This window comes from Streptomyces pallidus (ex Mingjun et al. 2026), assembly GCF_051550185.1.
Classification (GTDB): Bacteria; Actinomycetota; Actinomycetes; order Streptomycetales; family Streptomycetaceae; genus Streptomyces.
In genome coordinates, this window is record NZ_CP196181.1 from 6871688 (window position 1) to 6890025 (window position 18338).

General features: G+C 75.6%; 15 protein-coding genes. 4 read left to right on the top strand and 11 right to left on the bottom strand.

Features of this window, described 5'->3' with window-relative positions; genetic code table 11:
- Positions 1-77 precede the first annotated feature (77 nt).
- Genes ACSHWO_RS30625 through ACSHWO_RS30635 form a run of 3 tightly spaced genes read right to left on the bottom strand, consistent with a single transcriptional unit; the run spans position 78 to position 7107 of the window.
- Positions 78-1031 carry an ABC transporter ATP-binding protein gene (locus ACSHWO_RS30625; protein ID WP_438316970.1) on the bottom strand — a complete coding sequence of 318 codons (954 nt, stop codon included), beginning with the start codon at positions 1029-1031 and terminating at the stop codon, positions 78-80.
- Positions 1028-3844: a hypothetical protein gene (locus tag ACSHWO_RS30630; protein ID WP_438316973.1), complete on the bottom strand. Its 2817-nt coding sequence runs from the start codon at positions 3842-3844 to the stop codon at positions 1028-1030. Before ACSHWO_RS30630 ends, ACSHWO_RS30625 begins: the two co-directional genes overlap by 4 nt.
- A complete protein-coding gene (locus tag ACSHWO_RS30635) occupies positions 3841-7107 on the bottom strand; it encodes an FtsX-like permease family protein (protein WP_438316976.1) in 3267 nt (1088 codons plus the stop codon). The genes ACSHWO_RS30630 and ACSHWO_RS30635 overlap by 4 nt, the downstream gene beginning before the upstream one ends.
- A 305-nt stretch (positions 7108-7412) precedes the next feature.
- Here ACSHWO_RS30635 and ACSHWO_RS30640 point away from each other — a divergent pair, with 305 nt between their 5' ends.
- On the top strand, positions 7413-8108 hold the full coding sequence (locus ACSHWO_RS30640) for an ABC transporter ATP-binding protein (RefSeq protein ID WP_438319315.1): 696 nt from the start codon (positions 7413-7415) through the stop codon (positions 8106-8108).
- 298 nt (positions 8109-8406) lie between these two features.
- Positions 8407-9603, top strand: coding sequence for an IS110 family transposase (locus ACSHWO_RS30645; RefSeq protein WP_438309625.1), 1197 nt, complete (start codon positions 8407-8409; stop codon positions 9601-9603).
- Positions 9604-9611: 8 nt separating this feature from the next.
- Here the strand turns inward: ACSHWO_RS30645 and ACSHWO_RS30650 are convergent, their stop codons facing one another.
- Positions 9612-10094, bottom strand: coding sequence for a hypothetical protein (locus ACSHWO_RS30650; RefSeq protein ID WP_438316979.1), 483 nt, complete (start codon positions 10092-10094; stop codon positions 9612-9614).
- A 163-nt stretch (positions 10095-10257) separates the two neighbouring features.
- On the opposite strand from ACSHWO_RS30650, the gene ACSHWO_RS30655 reads away from it, so the two are divergent.
- The gene (locus tag ACSHWO_RS30655; protein ID WP_438316982.1) at positions 10258-11394 is read left to right on the top strand and encodes a DUF2330 domain-containing protein; all 1137 of its coding nucleotides are present in this window, start codon (positions 10258-10260) and stop codon (positions 11392-11394) included.
- A gap of 18 nt (positions 11395-11412) precedes the next feature.
- Here ACSHWO_RS30655 and ACSHWO_RS30660 read toward each other — a convergent pair whose 3' ends face one another.
- The 7 genes from ACSHWO_RS30660 to ACSHWO_RS30690 all read right to left on the bottom strand — a co-directional run bounded on the left by ACSHWO_RS30660 (position 11413) and on the right by ACSHWO_RS30690 (position 17359).
- Complete coding sequence (locus ACSHWO_RS30660; RefSeq protein ID WP_438316985.1) at positions 11413-11829, bottom strand: hypothetical protein; 417 nt, start codon at positions 11827-11829, stop codon at positions 11413-11415.
- A gap of 155 nt (positions 11830-11984) precedes the next feature.
- Entirely contained in the window at positions 11985-12839 is an 855-nt protein-coding gene (locus ACSHWO_RS30665) for a DMT family transporter (protein WP_385839214.1), read from the bottom strand.
- Positions 12840-12929: 90 nt separating this feature from the next.
- Positions 12930-13745 carry an ATP-grasp domain-containing protein gene (locus tag ACSHWO_RS30670; RefSeq protein WP_385839207.1) on the bottom strand — a complete coding sequence of 272 codons (816 nt, stop codon included), beginning with the start codon at positions 13743-13745 and terminating at the stop codon, positions 12930-12932.
- Entirely contained in the window at positions 13742-14662 is a 921-nt protein-coding gene (locus ACSHWO_RS30675) for an ATP-grasp domain-containing protein (protein WP_438316989.1), read from the bottom strand. Before ACSHWO_RS30675 ends, ACSHWO_RS30670 begins: the two co-directional genes overlap by 4 nt.
- 267 nt (positions 14663-14929) lie before the next feature.
- Positions 14930-15673, bottom strand: coding sequence for an anti-sigma factor family protein (locus ACSHWO_RS30680; protein WP_438316992.1), 744 nt, complete (start codon positions 15671-15673; stop codon positions 14930-14932).
- Positions 15670-16266: a sigma-70 family RNA polymerase sigma factor gene (locus ACSHWO_RS30685; RefSeq protein ID WP_438316995.1), complete on the bottom strand. Its 597-nt coding sequence runs from the start codon at positions 16264-16266 to the stop codon at positions 15670-15672. Before ACSHWO_RS30685 ends, ACSHWO_RS30680 begins: the two co-directional genes overlap by 4 nt.
- A 97-nt stretch (positions 16267-16363) precedes the next feature.
- On the bottom strand, positions 16364-17359 hold the full coding sequence (locus tag ACSHWO_RS30690) for a DUF1996 domain-containing protein (RefSeq protein ID WP_438316998.1): 996 nt from the start codon (positions 17357-17359) through the stop codon (positions 16364-16366).
- 114 nt (positions 17360-17473) lie between these two features.
- On the opposite strand from ACSHWO_RS30690, the gene ACSHWO_RS30695 reads away from it, so the two are divergent.
- On the top strand, positions 17474-18211 hold the full coding sequence (locus ACSHWO_RS30695; RefSeq protein WP_438317001.1) for a DUF1838 family protein: 738 nt from the start codon (positions 17474-17476) through the stop codon (positions 18209-18211).
- The last annotated feature ends 127 nt before the right edge of the window (positions 18212-18338 follow it).

An 18338-nucleotide genomic window follows, 5' to 3' on the forward strand; every position in this document is an offset into this window, starting at 1 on the left:
ACCCGGGCTGCGGAAGTGACGGGCGGCCGAGCGGGCCGCGCGGCCCGCTCGCACCGCTGCCGGCAGGCGCGGAGGCCTCAGGACGCGTCGTCGGGACGCACGGCGATGTGGTCGGCGGCCAGGTCGACGGCCACTCGGTGCTCCATGCCCAGCGCCTCCAGGAACTTCCGGGGCAGCTGCACGCGACCGGTGCGGTCCAGCATCACGTACTCGCGTTCGCTCACCGATTCGGCGCCGTGCTCGTCCGTCACCGTGCGCCGCAGGACCTCGCTGCTCGTCCGCCCGTCGCGGATCGCGACCGTACGGCGGACCTCGCCCGCGACGAGCGGGTCGTGCGTGACGACGACGACGGTGACGCCGAGCTCGCGGTTCACCGTGCGCAGCGCCTCGAAGACCGCGGCCCCGGTCTCGGAGTCGAGCTCGCCGGTGGGCTCGTCGGCCAGGAGCACCGCCGGATCGTTGGCCATGGCGACCGCGATCGCGACCCGCTGCTGCTGGCCCCCGGAGAGCTCGGCGGGCCGCCGGCCCGCCAGGTCGCCGATGCCGAGGGCGTCGAGGAGTTCGGCCACCCGGGCGGCCTGCCGCTGGGCCGCACCCCGGGATCGGCCCGCCAACTGCAGTGGAAGGGAGATATTCTGAGCTGCCGTCAGAAAGGGCAGCAGGTTGCGGGCCGTCTGCTGCCAGACGAATCCGACGGCCTCCCGGCGGTAGCGCAGCCGGTCCTTCGCGGACATCTCCAGCAGGTCGTACCCGTCGACGGTGGCCGTGCCGGCGGTCGGGACGTCCAGCCCGGCCAGGATGTTCAGCAGGGTCGACTTGCCGCTGCCGGAGGCTCCGACCAGCGCCACGAGATCCCCGCGGGCCACGGTCAGTTCCAGGCCCTGCAGCGCCTGCACCTCGACCCCGTCGGTGCTGAAGATGCGCACCAGCCGGTCGCAGGCGATGGCCGTGCCGGCCTCCGGGCCCCGCGGCCCGGAGGCCGCCAGGGCCCGCTGCCGCAGCTCTTCGTAGGTCGGCTGGTCGGTCTTCAACGCTGGTCTCCCGCTCTCAACTCGGTGGTGATCTGGCGCCGCCCGGACACCGCGGTCTCGACGAGCACCGCCAGGGCCACCAGCCCGGTCAGCCCCAACGCCTGCCCCAGCACCGGAAGCACCGCCGGCCGGAGCCCCGGCGGCACGGGCGCGCCGACCATGGTCGACAGGTCCACGTACGGCCCGAGCAGGGCCACGGCGGCCAGTCCCACGACGGCCCCGCCGATGGTGGCGCCCACCGCCTGCGGCAGCGCCTCGACGAGGATCAGCCGCAGGCCCTGCCGGGGGCGCAGGCCCATCGTGCGCAGCCGGGCCAGTACCGCGGCCCGTTCGGGGGCGGCCCGCACCAGGGTCAGCAGCACCGCCAGCAGGGCGAACCCGAGGGCCCCGGCCAGGGAGCCCCAGAACAGCCGGCCCGCCGACCGCTGGAGCGGGTTCTCGCCGAGCCCGGCGGCCACGGCGGTACTGGTCTCCACCCGGAACCCGGCGGCCTGACCGGCCGGCGCCGTGGCACGGACGAGCTCCTGCAGCCGGTCCTCGTCGACCGCGCCGGTGGCGAACCACCGGTCGGGGCCGGGGGTGCGCGGCAGTGCGGCGGCGGTCGCCGAACCCGCCGGGAGGACGAGGACGGCCCCGCCGCCGTCCGGCTTGGCCGGGGTGCCGTCGACCACGCCGGCGGTGCGGATCCGCAGTTCCCCGCCGGAGTCCAGGTGCAGCCGGAACGGCTCGCCGCCGGGCTTGGCCAGCCGGGCCAGCTCACTGCTGAACAGCGCAGGCACGGGGGCGTCGCCGGCGCCGGTGGCCAGGAGTTCGGGGTCGAAGCGGCCCCGCCCGATGGCCCGGGCCAGTTCCGCGTACCGGGCCGGGTCGGCGATGACCACGGTGACCTGGGTGGAGCCCTGCACCGTGCCGAACAGGAAGGCGTTGTCGTCGGTCCACACGTCCACCGCGGTCCGTACGCCGGGCAGCGCGGCGGCGGCCCGGGCCATCTCCTGGGGCACGGCGTAGCCGGCAGGCGCGGCGATGTGCACGTCGCCGCCGACGGCCAGCCGGGCCGCCCGGATCCGGGCGGAGTCCACCGCGTCCAGTACCGTGGCGCCGAAGCCGCCGGTGGTGACCGCCAGCAGCAGTGCGATCAGCGGGAGCGCGGACGGCCGGACCCGGCCCCCGGTGCCGCGCGCGGCACGGGCCAGGCCGAGGAAGCCGACGAGGCCGCGCCCCCGCCCGGCCGCCCGTGCCAGCAGCCCGACGAGGGCGGGCTGGAGCCGGGCCAGCACCAGCCCCCCGGACAGGGCGAGCAGCAGCGGAGCGGCGACCAGCAGGACGTCGGGACCCTGCCCGGCGGGGGCGATCCCGCGCCGGCGGACCTCGTACACGGCCGCGGCGGTCGCGGCGAGCACCAGCAGCTCGGCGACCAGGCGGCGCCGCGGTGCGGGGGCGCGCGGCGGGGACAGCAGGACGGCGGCCCGGACGGGAAGGGCGAGCAGGACGAACAGGGTGGTCGCGGTGGCGGCCAGCAGGGAGCCCGCCCACCGCGGCGTCGGCAGCAGCACCGCGGCGAGGGCGGTCGCAGCCGCGGCGACCGGGAGGACGGTGACCGCGCCCTCGCGGAGCAGCCGGCCGACGATGCCGGCGCGCGAGCCGCCGCGGGCCGCGAGCAGTTGCAGCTCGGCCCTGCGCCGGTCGGCGGCGAGCGCCCCGGCCAGGCAGAACACGACGACGGCCACTCCGGTCACCCCGGCCGGGCCGATCGCGGCGAGCGGTGCGGCGGCCTGCCAGCGGGCTTCGGCCTGCGTGAGCAGCTGCGGCAGCTGGGAGGTGATCCGCAGGTTGGCCCGGCCGGCGGAGCGCTCCAGTTCGGTGGCGGTCCGGCCGACCGTGTAAGAGGCCACCTCCTGCTTGACGACGGCGAGTTGGTCGGTCCGCAGGGAGGCGGTGTCGACCGGCAGCCGCCAGAAGTCCTCGGCCTCCTTGCCCCACGGGCCGAGCCGGTCGATGGCGTCCGGCCCGACGAGCGCGGCGGTCTGCCAGTACAACTTCGGGTCCTTGCCCCGGGTGTAGGTGGCGCAGGCGCGGGTGAGGCAGGGCAGGTCGGCCCAGTAGGTGTCGTCTGCGTCGTGGGGTGCGTACAGGCCGACCACCTCGGCCCTGAACGGGCGGTCGGAGAGGTCGGGCGGGGTTTCCAGCACCATTCCGAGCCGGACGTTCATGGTCTCGGCCGCCTGCTGCGACAGCGCCACCGGCACCGGACCGTCGGCGGTTCCGCCGGTGGGCCAGCGCCCCGCGACGAGGCGGGCGTGCTCGTCGGCGTGCCGCAGGTACACCAGGCCCAGCGCGGGTGGGGCGCCCTCCGGGCGGGACAGTCCGGGGTTGGTGAGCTCGCGTGAACGCAGCGCCCGGGTGCCGTGCACCGGCCCGGTCGGGGCGATCCGGAACACCGGTCCGGTCCGCGCGAGGAGCTTCGCCAGGACCTCGTCCAAGCCCTCGGGGGTCTGCGGCCCGACCTGCGCGTCGGAGGTGGCGATCAGGCTCGTGGGGGCGGGACGGCCATGGAGGAAGGAACGCAGCGCCTGGTCGGCGCCCCGGTCCAGGGCCCGCGGCAGGGCGGCCGCGAGGAGGACGGCGGTGAAGGCGAGGGCGGCCGCGAGCAGGGTGCCCAGCGGGGCCGCGCTCAGCCGGGTCCGCACCCAGGCCGCGGGCCGCACCCGCCGCTCAGCAGCCCCGTCCCGCCGGGGGCCGTCGGGCCTCTGCCGGGCGGAGCCCGGCTGCGGGTCGTCGGCCGGGTCGGGCCGGTCCGTCACGTCCCTGGTCACAGCTCCTCCACGTGGCGCAGCCGGGCGGCCGGGTCGGCGCCCCCGCCGCGGCTTGCGAGTACGGCCGACAGCAGCGGTGCCGCGGCGCCGGCGGCCACCATCAGCAGGGTGGCGCCGGTCGGCAGGTCGACGAGTGCCCCGGGCACGGGACGCCGTCCGGTGGGCGTGAGCACCAACAGCGGGACGACCAGGTGGACGATCGCGGCGCCCAGCCCCGCCCCGACGGCGCTGCCCAGCACCACCAGCAGGCAGCCCTCGGCGGCCGCGGTCCCGGCCAGCTTCCGCCGGGACGCCCCGAGGGCCTGCAGGACGCCGAACTCCCGGGCCCGTTCCCGGCCGGCGGCGGCGCCGGCCGCGGCGAAGCCGATCGCCGCGAGCAGCGCGCCGACCGCCGCCAGGGCGGCCAGCGCGGCCTGCGGGCCGGCGCTCAGCGGGTCCCGGAGCAGCCGGTCGGCGACCTCCTCGCGCAGCGCCACCTGCTGTGCCCCGGATCCGGAGCGCAGTGCGGCGGCGGCCCGGGCCGGGGCGGGGTCGTCGGGGGACGCCGCCGGCAGCCACCACTCGGCGGGGGCGGGCACCTCCCGCGCCCCGGTCGCGGCCAGCAGGCGCCCCAGGGAGTGCAGGTCGACGGCGAGGGCCGGCTCGCCCGCCACGGGGACGGAACCCACCGCGGCCCCGATCCGTACCGGCACGGTGGTCGGCCCCACCGTGACGGTGACGAGGTCGCCGACGGCCGCCCCCGTCTCCGCGAGGTAGCTGCGGGTGGCGACTCCGGGCACCTCGGTCACGGCCTGCCCCGTTCCGGGCGGCATGAGCGTCAGATGCACGCCGCTCGGGACGTCGGTACCGCCCCGGTAGCGCAGCCGCACCCAGGCGGAGTCGTCCCCGCCGGCGGCCAGGAGTTCGCCGGCTGGCTGCCGGTCGGCCCGGGAGAGCTGCGGGGCGTTGAGCGTCCAGTCGGGGCCCGGCGCGGGTGCGGGCACGGGGACGGCCGGGCCGTCGTGGCTGTCGGAGACGGCGATCCGCCGCACGGCCACCTCGCCCCCGACGGGCCCTTCGCCCGTGGGGAGGTACGACACCACGATCGCGGCGAGGCTGAGCGGCGCCGCGGCGGATCCGAACGGAGCCCCGGTCAGCGTGTCGAGGTCCACGGACACGGTGGTCCCGTCGCCGGGCGGCAGCTGGACCACCGGCGTCCGGTGGGTCAGCCCGAACCGGTCGCGTAGCAGCAGCCCGAGCGCCGGGTTCCCGCTGTCGCCGGGGGTGCGCAGTGCGATGTCCAGGTCGATGCGGCGGGGCTGCCCGGGCAGCGGGATGCCGCCCGGGGCCGGTGCCGCGGCGCCGGGCGCGGCGAACACGTCGCGCATCGGGCGGCCGTCGCGCAGGTCGGCGCGCAGCGGGACGCGTTCGGCGACGGCGGCGGCGTCGAACGCGAGGAACTGCGCCGTCCGCCCGCCGGGCAGTTGCTGCGCGCTGCGGATCACCGGCAGCACCCGGTCGCCACCGGGCAGGGCCGCGTACCGTCCGGCCTGGCCCATCGGGGGGAGGTCGTCGCCGTGGATCCGCAGCCCGCCCGCGGTGGCGAACTCGGCCTGGTCGCGCTGGGACGCGGACCATGCGGTGTGCTGGCCCACGGCCAGTACACCGCTGGACACGGCGAGTACGAGCAGCAGGACGGGGCCCGTGGCCCGGCCGGGCCTGCGGGCCAGCTGCCAGCCGACGAGCGCCGGCCCGAGTCCGCGGCCCCGGGCGGCGATCCGCCCGCCGAGGCGCGCCGCGAACGGCAGCAACCGCAGCACCAGCAGGGTGCCGGCGCACAGGGCCAGCGTCGGCGCCGCGACCAGCAGCAGGTCGACGTCGAGCCCGGCGGCCGCCGCCTGCGCGTCCGGCGTCGGGCCGGTGCCGGTGTGCCGGGCCACCTGCCGGTAGGCGAGGACGGCGAGGGCCAGCAGCGCCAGGTCGGCCCCGGACCGGGCGGCGCCGGCGACGAAAGCCTGCCGGCGGCCGGCCCGGCGCAGCGCGGCGGCCGCGGTCCCGCGGAGTACGGCGGGCAGGGTGATCAGCAGCAGGCAGACCACGGCGCAGACGGCCGCGGCGGGCCACAGCAGCAGCGGGTCGCCCTCCGGGTCGAACGGCACGCGGGCCAGCGGGCCGACCCCGGCGAACAGCCGCAGCAGCGGCGGGGTGAGCAGCGGGGCCAGCAGCGCGGCCGGCAGGGTGATCAGCAGCGCCTCGGCCAGGCCGAGGGCGGCCAGCCGGCCGCGGGACGCCCCGCGGGCCAGCAGCAGGCCGCGCTCGCCCTCCTGCCGGTCCGTCAGCAGGCGGGAGACGAGCAGCAGGGCGGCCGCGGCGAGGACGGCGAGCTGGAGCGCACCGACGAGCACGGCCGAGCGGGCCACGAGCTGCCCGGATTCCAGTTCGCCGAGGAACTCCCGCAGTTCGGTGGCCGTGGTGAGGCCCGTGGAGTCCTTGAGGCGGGCGGCGGTGTCCGCGGTACGGGCGGCGAGGGCGTGCGTCTCGGTGGTGTGGACGCCCGTGAAGTCGGGGGTGAGCAGCCAGGCGCGGGCGTCCTGGACGATGCCGCCCGCGGTGAAGGCGCCGTCGTCGACGAGCAGCGGGCCGTACGAGGTGAAGCTGCTGACCTGGATTTCGCGCCCGCCGAACGGGTCGAGCCTCCAGTAGGCGGCGTTCCGGTCGGCCGCCCGGTAGACACCGGTGACGCGCACGGTGAGCGGTGCGCCGCCGTACCGGTCGTCCAGCCGCACGTCGCCCGGCAGCGACTCCGAGGTCAGCCCCAGCGGGGCCAGCGCCTGCTGCGGGACGGCGACCGGCACCGGCCCGCCGGGCGCTGCGACGGCGCCGGGCCACTGACCCGCCACCAGGACGGCCCGCTCGCGGTCGAGGGAGGCCAGCAAGGTCAGGGCCGCCTCGGTGCCCTGGGCGTGGGCGCGGGGCAGCCCGTACGCGCGGCTGCGCGCCACGCTCTCGACGGCGACCGGGAAGCGCCCGAAGAGTTCGCTGCCGAAGGCGCGCACGGCCGCGTCGTCCTTCTCGCGTGCGGACACCGCATGCCCGCCGGAGGCGAGGACGGTGGTCCGGACCCGGTCCGGACCGGTCAGGGCCTGGCGTAACCCGGCCTCGCCCACACCACGGGTGAACGCGGTCAGTGCGGTCAGCACCGTGGTGGCGATCAGTACGGTCAGCAGCACGGCGGCGGCAAGCGGCAGTCGCCCGCGCAGCCGGCGCACGACGAAGCCGAGCATGCGCGGTGTTCCCCTCCCGTTCCGGACCGTGGGATCCGGATAGCGGACGATGTTGGCAGATCCGATCGCTTCACGGAAGGGGCTTGCGCGAACTAGGTGGCGGATGAACAAATTCGGGGTGCGGGTGATCCGGGCGCGGCGCACGGAACTGCTCGCCGGTCGAATCCGCGGGGGGAGCAGGCATCTTGACGAACGATCAGCAACCGGAGCCGGTGGTGCGGTCTGCCGCACGGGGTGCAGCCGCTGCCGCCGCGCAGGCCACACAGGCCACGGCCACCACGGCCACCACGGCCACGGCGCGGGCGATGGTCGTCGTGGACGACGTCCACCGAACCTTCGGCAGCGGGGAACGCGCCGTGCACGCCCTGCGCGGCGCCTCCTTCGAGGTCGCGCGCGGCACCCTGACCGCCCTCAAGGGCCGCTCCGGCTCCGGCAAGACCACGCTGCTGAACCTGGTCGGCGGCCTCGACGCCCCCTCGGGCGGCACCGTCACCGTCGATGGCACCGACCTCGCCGACCTCGACGAGGCGGGCCTGCTCGCGCTGCGCCGCGACCGCATCGGCTTCGTCTTCCAGTCCTTCGGCCTGATCCCCGTCCTGACCGCGGCCGAGAACGTGGGCATCCCGATGCGGATGCGCGGCGTCCCGGCGAAGGAGCGCGAGGAGCGGGCCCGCACCCTGCTCGCCCTCGTCGGCCTCGCCGAGCACGCCGAGCAGCGGCCCGGCGAGCTCTCCGGCGGTCAGCAGCAGCGGGTCGCCGTGGCGCGCGCCCTGGCCAACGAGCCTGCGCTGATCGTCGCGGACGAGCCGACCGGCCAACTCGACTCCGAGACCGGCCGCTCGATCATGCAGCTGCTGCGCGCGGTGGTCCGCAGCGAGGGCGTCACCGTCGTCGTCGCCACCCACGACCCGGTCCTGATCGAACTCGCCGATCACGTCGTGGAGCTGCGCGACGGCCGGATCGCCCCACCGGGGCCGGACGGCGGCGCGCCGACCGTCTGAGCCGCGTGCCGCCCGGGCGGGCCCGACAGGGGCGGGGGCCGCCCCGGGTCCCGCACGGCCGTCAGGCGGCTCTACCTTCTTGATCGGGTTGATCGAGCCATTCGTAGGGTTGGGTCGCCCAGGGGTGCCGGGTGTGGCTATCAGGCGGCTGCCGTCTCGTGGTTTCCCTGGCTTCGCCGCCCGGCGCCCCACGACGACTCGGCCGCCGATTAGGAAGTGCGAACAAGTCGCTGTGTAGAGCAATGCCGGCGAGGTCGTCCGTGGTACGAACCGAACGAACACGTACGTCAGGAGCGCGATGAGCCGGATATGGGCGGGGATCGACAGCGGCAAGGGCCACCATCACGGCCTCGCCCTGGACGCGGACGGCAAGACGCTGCTGTCGCGGCGGGTGGCCAACGACGAACCTGAGCTGCTGAAACTGATCGGGGATGTCCTGGATCTGGCCGACGGCCGTGAGGTCACCTGGGCCATCGACATGACCGGCGGGGAGCCCGCGCTGCTGCTGGCCCTGCTCGTCGGCCACGGCCAGCAGGTCCTCTACATGCCGGGGCGGCTGGTGAACCGGGCTTCCGACGGCTACCGCGGTGAGGGAAAGACCGACGCCCGCGACGCCTACGTCATCGCGGACCAGGCCAGGATGCGCCGCGACCTGCGGCCCATCCGCCCCGCCGACGAGGCCGCCGTCGAGCTGAAGCTGCTGACCGGCCGCCGGGCCGACCTGGTCGAGGACCGCACCCGCTCGGTCAACCGGCTGCGTGGCACCCTACTGTCCATGTTCCCGGCCCTGGAGAGGGCCCTGGACGTGACGAACACCGGGCCGCTCAGGCTGCTGACGGGCTACCAGGCCCCGGCCGCGATCCGCCGTGCCGGGGCCACTCGGCTGACGACGTGGCTGGCCAACCGCAAGGTCCGCAATGCCAGAGCCCTGGCCGAGGCGGCCGTCGAGGCCGCCGCGCGACAGCACACCGCTGTCCCGGGGGAGAAGACCATCGCCAAGCTGGTCCACACCCTGGCCGAGGAGGTGATGACCCTCAACGAGCAGATCGCCGAGATGGACAAGCTCATCGAGGGCCGGTTTCGCGAGCACGAACTCGCCGACATCGTCCTGAGCGTTCCCGGCATAGGCGCGACACTAGGAGCCGAGTTCCTCGCCGCTGTCGGCGGCAGCCTTGACGAGTTCGATTCCCCGGACGCGCTGGCGGCCTTCGCCGGCGTCGCCCCGCGACCACATGATTCCGGCAAGGTCAGCGGCAACCTCCACCGCCCGCTCGTCTATCACCGCAGACTTCAGCGGGTCTTCTACACCTCCGCGCTGGTCAGCGTCCGGTACGACCCGAACTCGCGGAGGTTCTACGACCGCAAACGCGCCGAGGGCAAGAAGCACGTCCAGGCCGTTCTCGCCCTCGCCCGCCGACGCGTCAACGTCATCTGGGCCCTGATCCGTGACCGGCGGTGCTACGAAGTGTCACCGCCGGTCACGACGGCCGCTTGACAACACGATTAGGAAGCCAGGCCGAGGAGTTCCAGGATGCCGTCCACGTAGGCCGCCGACACCGTGTCCGGGCGGGTCACCGCCTCCAGGCGCAACGAGCCCACGTTCGTCCGGATGTACGCCGCGCACTGCCCGTACAGCCCGGCCTCGTACGGGGACCCGTCGTCCTCCGTGCTCGCCAGCGCCAGCAGCGTCCACAACAGGGCCTCCCGGGTCGCCAGCCGCGGCGGCCCCGCGGACCACACGGCCATCAGCACCCCGCACACCGCAGGGGCGGGCGGCCGCAGCTGCCCCGCCTGGAAGGCGTGCCCCTCCAGCGCACGGTAGGCCGACGGATGCCCCTCCGCCGCGTCCCACAGCTGGTCCACCAGGTGCCCGGCGCTGCGCCCGCAGCCGCAGACGATCGATTCCCAGTCGTGCCGGGTGATCTCCGCCGCGACCAGGTCCGGCACCAGCGGGCTGCTGCGCGGCTTGTCTTCCTTCCCTCTCATGGGAGCAGTATGGAGATGCTTCCCACGCGCCGGACAGGGGCCCCTGCCCAGTGCCGTCCCGTGCGCCCGCGGAAGGCCCACGGAAGGTGTACGGGACGCCTCCCGGAGGCGTACACCTGGCCGGAACCGGATCACACGGCCGGTCGTCTGAGACCCCGTGTGGATGAGAAACCGAATCGCAGCACTGCTCCTGCTCCTGCTCGCGACCCAGCTGGGATCGCTGGTCAGCCCCGCGTACGCGTGCGGCTGCGGGGCGATGGTCCCCGACGGCTCGACGCGCATCGGCGTCTCGCGGGAAACCTCCGCCGTGCACTGGGACGGCCGGACCGAGGACATCGTGATGCGGTTCACCGTCGGCGGGAACGCCCGGCGCGCGGCCTGGATCATGCCGGTGCCGACGCGGGCGACGGTGGAGCTGGGCGACGGAAACCTGTTCCACGAGCTCGACCGGCTGACCCGGCCCGAGTCCAGGGCCCGGTACCACTTCCTCCCCGACTCCGGGGACTGGCCGTTCTCCACCGGCTCCCGCGACGGGGCCGCGGAGGCGCCGGCGCCCGGCGCCGGGGCGCCCGTCGGAGTCGTCGGCCGCGAACAGCTCGGCGACTTCGACGTCGCCCGCCTGACCGCCACCGACCCGGACGCCCTGCGGCAGTGGCTGGAGTCCAACGGCTTCACCATGCCCGACGCCCTCGCCACCGAGGTCAGGCCGTACGTGGACCAGAAGTGGGAGTACGTCGCGGTGCGCCTCGCCCCCCGCAAGCAGGGCAGCGTCCTGTACGGCGTCCTCGACCCGCTGCGGATCCGCTTCGACAGCCAGCGGCTCGTCTACCCGATGCGGCTGTCCCGGATGGCGAAGACCCCCCAGTCCCTGGGCCTGTACGTCCTGGCCGACCACCGGATGGAGCCCGCCTCCCCGATCGGCGGCTCCGCACCGAAGGTCACCTTCGCGGGCAAGGTCGCCGGTACGGACGAGCTCGCCCCCCTCACGGGCGGCCGGGAGACCTTCCTCACCGCGATCGACCAGGAGTTCCCGGACCCCGGGCGCATCTCGGGCGACCACGAACTGCGCGCCGCCGCCTCCGACACCCCGTACCGGCGGGCCGTCTACCACGACGAGCTGCTGATGGTCGGCGGATTCCCGGCCTGGATGCTGGCGCTGGGCGCGGTGCTCGTGGTGGTGGCCGCCGGAACCCTCGTCTGGCTCCGGCGCCGCCCGGCCGACGCACCCGACGTACCTGCTGCATCCGGCGCTCCCGCGGTACCCGACGCGCCGGCCGGGCCGCCGGCCGGCACCGCCTGACCCGGCGGGCGCGCCGGATCACCTCGGCAGGGGCGGGATCGAGTACGTGGCCCCCGGGTCGAACGGGGGCGGGCTCCACTCCGGCACCAGGGTGCGCGTCGGGGCCGGCGGCGGATGGGGGCCCCGGTTGGGGTTCTGCGGGATCGGCGTGGTTTCCGGACGGGTGCTCGACTTGGGCCGCGGGCCGGGGGTCTGCGTCGGATCCGGTACGTCGGCCGGCGTCGCCCCCGCCGCCGGGGCGGGCGACGCCGACGGGTCCGGAGCGGTGGCCGACGGCGAGGCCGGGGCGGACGGCGGAGCCGGGGCCGTCGCCGTGCCCGTGGGCCGGTCCGCGGCGGGCTCCGCGTCCGGGCCGCCGGAGCAGCCGCCCGCCAGCAGCGCGGCCGCCAGTACGCCGGTCACGGCGCGCGCCGCGGCGGTCCTGCGGGACGTCACACCCACCACCCACCCCCTGGGAAACGGTCGTTCGTTCGATCCGATCGGACCGCGGGCCAGATCGTAGCCCAGCGCGCGCCGGACTCCCGAGGCCACGACCGCCACCCCGGGCTCCGGCGCCGAACCCACCGCCGCGCGCACGCCACCCGGCGCGGTCAGGGTCCGCCCGCTCCGGCCCGGGCGAGTGCGAGGACCCCCGCGCAGATCAGGGCCACCCCCAACAGCTGGGGGAGGATCCACCACCCCGACCGCAACTGCTCGTCGTACAGGACGACCCCCAGTGCGATGCTGCACGTGGCGTCGCCGAGCGTCAGCGCGGGCTGCGAGGCGACCAGCGGGCCGCCCTGCATGGCGTGTTCGAGCAGCAGCAGCGCGCCCATGCCGCTCACCGCGAAGGCGTACGTCTGCCAGGCGGTCAGGAAGGCGGTGATCCCGCCCTCCGCGAGCAGCGGAACCGAATCCTTCATCAGGGCCGCCGTGAGCGCGTAGCAGACGGCGGTGGCCGCGCCCAGGCAGCCCGCCCGGGCCCGCCCCGCGGGCCGGCGCAGCCCGGCGAGCGCCAGCGCCAGGGCGGCCCCCGCGCACGCCGCGAGGGCGGGCAGCCACCGGTCGAGCGGGACGTGCGTGAGGTTCCCGGTGGGGGCGGCCGCGGCCAGCGCCAGCCCGAGTCCGGTGACCACCGCGGCCACGGCCGCCCACAGCGCGCCCGGCAGGCGCTGGCGCACCACCAGCGAGGCGATCAGCAGCGCGAACGGCAGCTCCAGCACGAACAGCGGCTGTACGAGCGCCAGTGCGCCGGTCGCGAGCGCCGCGGCCTGCCCCGCCCCGGCCGCGATCACGGCCAGGATCCCGGCGACCCACACGGGCCGCCGCAGCAGGTCGAGGACCAGCCCCGGCCGGAACCCCTGGCTCTGCGGCACCGTCAGCGCCGCCCGCCGCTGCAACACGGTGGCCAGGGCATTGCTGAGCGCCGCGAACAGCGCGAAGAGGACCGGCACGACGACGCCCATCCGCCGATCCTCGGCTCCCCGCCCCGCCCCGCCCCGCCGACACGCCCCACCACCGCCGATTCCGCCTCCCGGGGGCCGGGCCCGGCGGGCTCAGCCGCGGTGGGCGGCGGCGCGGGCGAGGGCCAGCCCGGCGAGGGACTCGGCGGCGCCGTCCTGGCCGCGGATGCCGGGGAAGGCGTTCACGTCGACGACCAGCGGCGCACCGTCCCCGGTGTCGATGACGTCCACGCCGTACACGTCCAGCGCGAACACGTCGCCGATCCGCCGCACCAGCTCCTCCCAGCCGTCCGGGAGTTCAGCGAGGGCCAGCGGCAGTGTCGCACCGCGGCCCTGCGGGCTGAGCTCGGAGCGGCGCAGCGCGGCGAACACCCGGCCGCCGACGGCCCACAGCTTGTGGTCCCAGCCGCTGTTCGGCGCGAAGTCCTGGACCACGACCGGCTCCTGGGGCCAACGCACCGCCAGTTCCCGCAGGCGGGCCGCGTCGTCGACCCGGGCGACCAGGTCGTGCCGGCGGCTGTGCCGGCTCTTGACCACCACGGGACCGCCCGGCAGCGGGTCGCCCGAGGCCGCCCAGACGCCGAGGGAGTCGTGGGTGCGGGTCGCCGCGAACGGCAGTCCCGCCCGTGCGGCCAGCTCCGCCATCGCCGTACGGTCCTGGCAGAGCGCGGTCGCCGCCGCGGAGTTGACCACCGGCGCGCCCCTCCGCTCCAGTTCCCGCGCCAGGGCGAGGGCCTGCGGCGTCCGCGACTTCAGCAGGTACGCATCGGCCGGGGAGGCCTGGGCCGGGGGCCCTGCCCCCGCCCCCGGATCCAGCGAATCCACCCCGTGTCCGGCGGCGCGCAGCAGGCCGGCCGCGGCGGCCAGCAGCGGATGGTCCGGCTCCGGTGTGATCAGGCAGATCCTCACAGCGCGGCCTCGCCCGCCCGCGCCGCCGGCACCGGGATCGACACGGGCACCGCCCAGGGCTGGGGCCGGCACACGGCGGCCACGGGCGCGGTCGCCACCGCTCCGCCGGTCCGCGAGGCCAGGCCGAGCACCGCACGGGCCACCCGGGCCGCCGCGTCGGGGACCTGGCGGAAGCTCGGGAAGTCGTTCACGTCGACCACCACCGGCCCGTCCGGGCCGAGCAGCACGTCCACCCCGTACAGGTCCAGCCCGTAGACCGCGCCCACCTGCGCGGCGATCCCCGCCACCTCCGCGGACAGGGGGATCCGCCGCTCCCGCACCGCCGGATCCGGGTGCAGCGGGGAGCAGCGCTCCGTGGCGAACAGCTCGCCGCCGACCGCGTACACCTTCACGTCGGTGCCGGCGTTCGGCACGTACGGCTGGGCGATCAGCATGCCCTCGGCCGCCAGCGCGGGCAGCAGCGCCTCCAACTGCTCCGGCGACGGCACCAGGTGCACCCCGCGGCCGGAGCTGCCGTCGGCCGGCTTGACGACCAGCGGGTACTGCGCCGCGGGTATCTCCCGCAGCAGGTCCGGCCGGGCCACCGCGTACGTCTGCGGCATCGGCAGGCCCCCGGCGCGCCCGATGGCGGCGGCCAGCGCCTTGTCCCGTACGCCGCGGATGGACCGGGCGTCGTTGACGGTGGTGGTCCCGGCCGCGGCGGCGGCTTCCAGCAGGGTGAGGCCCGGTCCGCCGGACACCGTCTTGAGCACCCAGGCGTCGTGCGTTCCGGCGTCCACGAGCTCGGTCATGCGCAGCAGCGAGCCGCCGGGGCGTACGACGTCCACCTGGTGGCCCCACGCCGTCAGCTGTCGGATCACCTCGTTGGGCATGCCGTCGTGGCGGTAGTGCTCCTCCACCAGGAAGCAGAGCCTCATGGACCTTCCCCACCCTGTAGTCGCCGGACGTCCGCCGATTACGTCCGGCGAGCTGTGACCTCACAGGATGTCATGGACCGCAATGTGACGATCGGTCCGGTCCGCGGTGTGTGCACATTTCGGCCCGTCCGGCAGGGGCGCGGGGAACTGCGCGATCGACCGCGACGAACCCGCACCCGCATCCCCGGCCCGGCCCCGGGAAGGCGGCCGGGGGAGTCCGGCCCGCGTCGGCGGGCCGGACTCCCCCGGGGAGGAGGCGGTGACGGCTCAGGCGGCCGCAGGCACCGGTACCGAGACGAACATCTTCCCCGCCTCGTTCTCCACCAGCACCTCCTTGACGTCCGCGGGGTCCACCCACGCCGAACCGTCCAGCGCGGCCCCCTTCGCCTCGCCGCCCGCCTGGCTGCCGACGATCCAGGTGCCGGCGGTGCTCCGCCTGCCGTCCCGCGACACCACGACCAGCCGGCACCGTTCACCGGGCGGCACCCCGGTCACGGCCGCGTGCACCCGCACCCACTTCGCGGCGGGGGTGACCTGAACGGTCATCCGCGCCCCGGTCCCCGCATCGGTCGCGGAGGCGACCCGGGTCCCGGCCGGCGGCGGGGACGGCGCCGCCGTGATCCCCGGTCCCGGCCCGGGCGGCTGGGCGACGGCCTGGCCGTCGGAGCCGCCCAGCTGGGCCCCGGCCCAGAACACCGCGGCCAGCGAGGCGGCCGCGGCCAGTCCGGCCAGCCCCAGTCGGCGGCGCCGGTCGGCGGTCGCCTCCGCGCGCACCTGCCGCAGCGTGCGCTGGAGCATCAGGTCGCCGCCCTGCGGCGGTCCGTCGAGGAACGCCTCCGGGGGCACCTCGCCCAGCGCGGCTTCCATCTCACGCAATGCGGCCACCTCCTCCCGGCAGCGCACGCAGCCGCTCACGTGCGCCTCGACCCGGCTGACGTCCCCCGGGTCCAGGACGCCGAGAACGTACGGGCCGAGGAGTTCCACCTCGTGCTCGTATTGCTGCCGGTTCATGCCACCACCTGCCGCAGTCCGGCGGGCTGCTGGGGCGGCCTGCCCATTCGATTGCCCTCCTTGGCACCGTTTTGCCTGAACACCTCGCGCAATGCCTTGAGTGCGTAGTGCGAGCGTGATTTGACCGTACCGGCCGGGATGCCGAGGCTGTCGGCCGCCTCGGCCACAGTGAGTTGCCGGTAGTACAACTCCTTCAACACGTCCCGGTGTTCCGGGGACAGCTGGTCGAGCGCGCCGAGCACGGTCATGGTGTCCACGACCGAGTCGGCGTGGTCCACCTCGACCGGGGGTGCGGCGGCCTCGCCGGACACCTCCTGCGGGCGGGCGGCCTTGGCCCGGTAGCGGTCGGTGATGATGTTGCGGGCGACCGTGAGCAGCCAGCCCCGCACCGATCCCTTCCCGTTGACCAGCGCCTCCGAGTGCCGCCAGGCCCTGATGAGGGTCTCCTGGACGACGTCCTCGGCGGTCGCCCGGTCCCCGGTCAGGCGGGTGGCGTACGCCAGCAGGGCATGGCCGTGCTCCTCGTAGACCGACCTGATCAAGGCCTCGTCGGTCGAGCCCCGCCGCGTACGGGGCCACAGTGGTCCGGCCATTGCACCTTCTCTCCGTCTTCCTCGCCGAGTCGTGCGGTCAGAACACGCGGTGCGACGGCGGGCGGTTCATGTGAGCTGCGCCACAGTCGGCGGTGCCTCAGGTGCGGCAGGTGCGGCCCTCGTTGAGGCAGTCCACGACCGCGGCCATCTGCGCGTCCGTCATCGCGTTGACGAACATGGCGTGGTCGGTCCGCGGGCTGTGCCGCTGCTCGGGGAAGGAGTCGACGGCGAGGGGCGTTCCCGGCGCCACGTCGTAGGCCAGCCGGACGCGCAGCTGCGGCACCGGGAAGGAGTCCTTGGGGCACACGCCGTTCGCGGCGGGGAAGACCAGGTGCGAGCGGTGGTTCGCGCTGTCCCCGTCGAGCCCGTTCCAGCAGCTGGGGAAGGCGAGCGTACGGGTGACCCGGTCGCCTTCCGGGCAGCGCGGGTACTGGGTGGTGGACCGGTCGGGCAGGCCGGAACAGCCCCACCGGGCCCGGACGTCGGCGTCGCTGCGCGCGGTGAGGGCCACGGCGTCGCCGGTCACCGCGCGCAGGAAGCGCGGCATCGGCACGACCTTGCTCGCCGCGTTCCCGTGGAACTCCACCGACACCGAGGCCTCGGTCAGGACCTCGCCCGCGTTGCCGTGGCCCGCGGTCAGCTCGTACGGGCGCGTGCCCGGCCGGTCCGTGCGGCGCAGGACCGGCCAGTAGTACGTGGACCGGTCGCCGCCGCGGCAGCTGGTCGCGGCGGCGGCCAGCGCGGCATCGGTCGACCGTGCGTCGGCGGACAGGTTCCCCACGTACGCGTGGGTGTGGTGCGCGCCGCCGTGCAGCCCCGGGGATACCACCAGGTTGTCCTCGTTGTAGTGGCGCTCCTCGTTGCGCCCGCAGTCCACCGTCACCGTGCCCGTCGAGGCGTCCGGCCCGACCGGTGCCGGCTCGGCCGGCCCGGGCGGCACCTCCCGCACGTCCACGGAGTCGCCCGCGCCGTCCGCGGCGGCCCGCTGGGGACCCCGGAGGTGCGAGGCGCCCAGGACGGCCGCGAGCAGCCCGGCGCCCAGCACCAGGCAGACCAGCAGCGCGAGGAGGTGGCGCTCATTCCTTTTCACCATGCGGGGTACGGTCGCCGCTGCCTGCCGCAGCGTCAACCTGCCATCCGCATGTCGGCCGGACGGCGGCGCCGCGCCCCCTTGCCCGGGCTGCGGACGGCCGCGCACAGTACCCGGATGACACCGCTTGAGCTCCTGCACGCCTTCGCCCGCACCCGCGCCTCGCTCGACGGCGCCGAGGTGGTCTTCCACTGGTCCGGGGACGTCCACTCCTGGGCCCCGGACGAGCCCTACCGCCGCCTGTTCGGCTTCGAGGGCCTGGGCGTCACCCGGCTGGTGGCGGACGAGGAGGGCGGCGGGTACCGGCTCCTCGCCAGGGAGGCCGCGTTCTACCTGGACCCCAACACACGGGACATCCTGGACGAATGGGAGGGGAACCCGGTCGTCCACGTCTGGAACGACCCCGCCAACCTCCAGCTGCGCCCCTTCCCGATCCCGCTCACCCGGCTCGGCGACCAGGTCTGCTTCAGCCTGGAGATCCCGCTCGCCTACCCCTCGCCGCTGCCCGTCGCCGACTACCCCCGCCACTCCGCCGGCGACACCTACCGGGCGCTGGAGCTCTTCCAGTTCTTCGCCCCGGAGACGGTGCTCACCACCGACGCCCCCAGCGTCCCGTGCACCATGTCCTGGATGCGGATGTCCCCGTGGCTGCCCTGGATGGCACAGGGGCAGCGGCCCGGCGGACTCGCCTTCCACTGCCGCGGGCGCAAGCTCGACGGGTACGAGGAGGTGCCCGAGCGGACCCGGGCGTACATCGCTGCCCACCACCCCGAGTTCGCCCGCGCACCGGAGGAATGGTCAGCGCCGAACGAGACCAGCTGGACCTATTTCCGCAGGCTGCACCCCGTGCACTAGGGTACGGACGGGTCGACAGGGGGTGGACAAGGGTTTTCCCCGTATCGAGTTCATCCCCGCGTTGCCTACTGTCTGCCCACCGGCGATCTTCCCCCGAAAGGCCCCCGCCCCAACCCCACATGGTGCG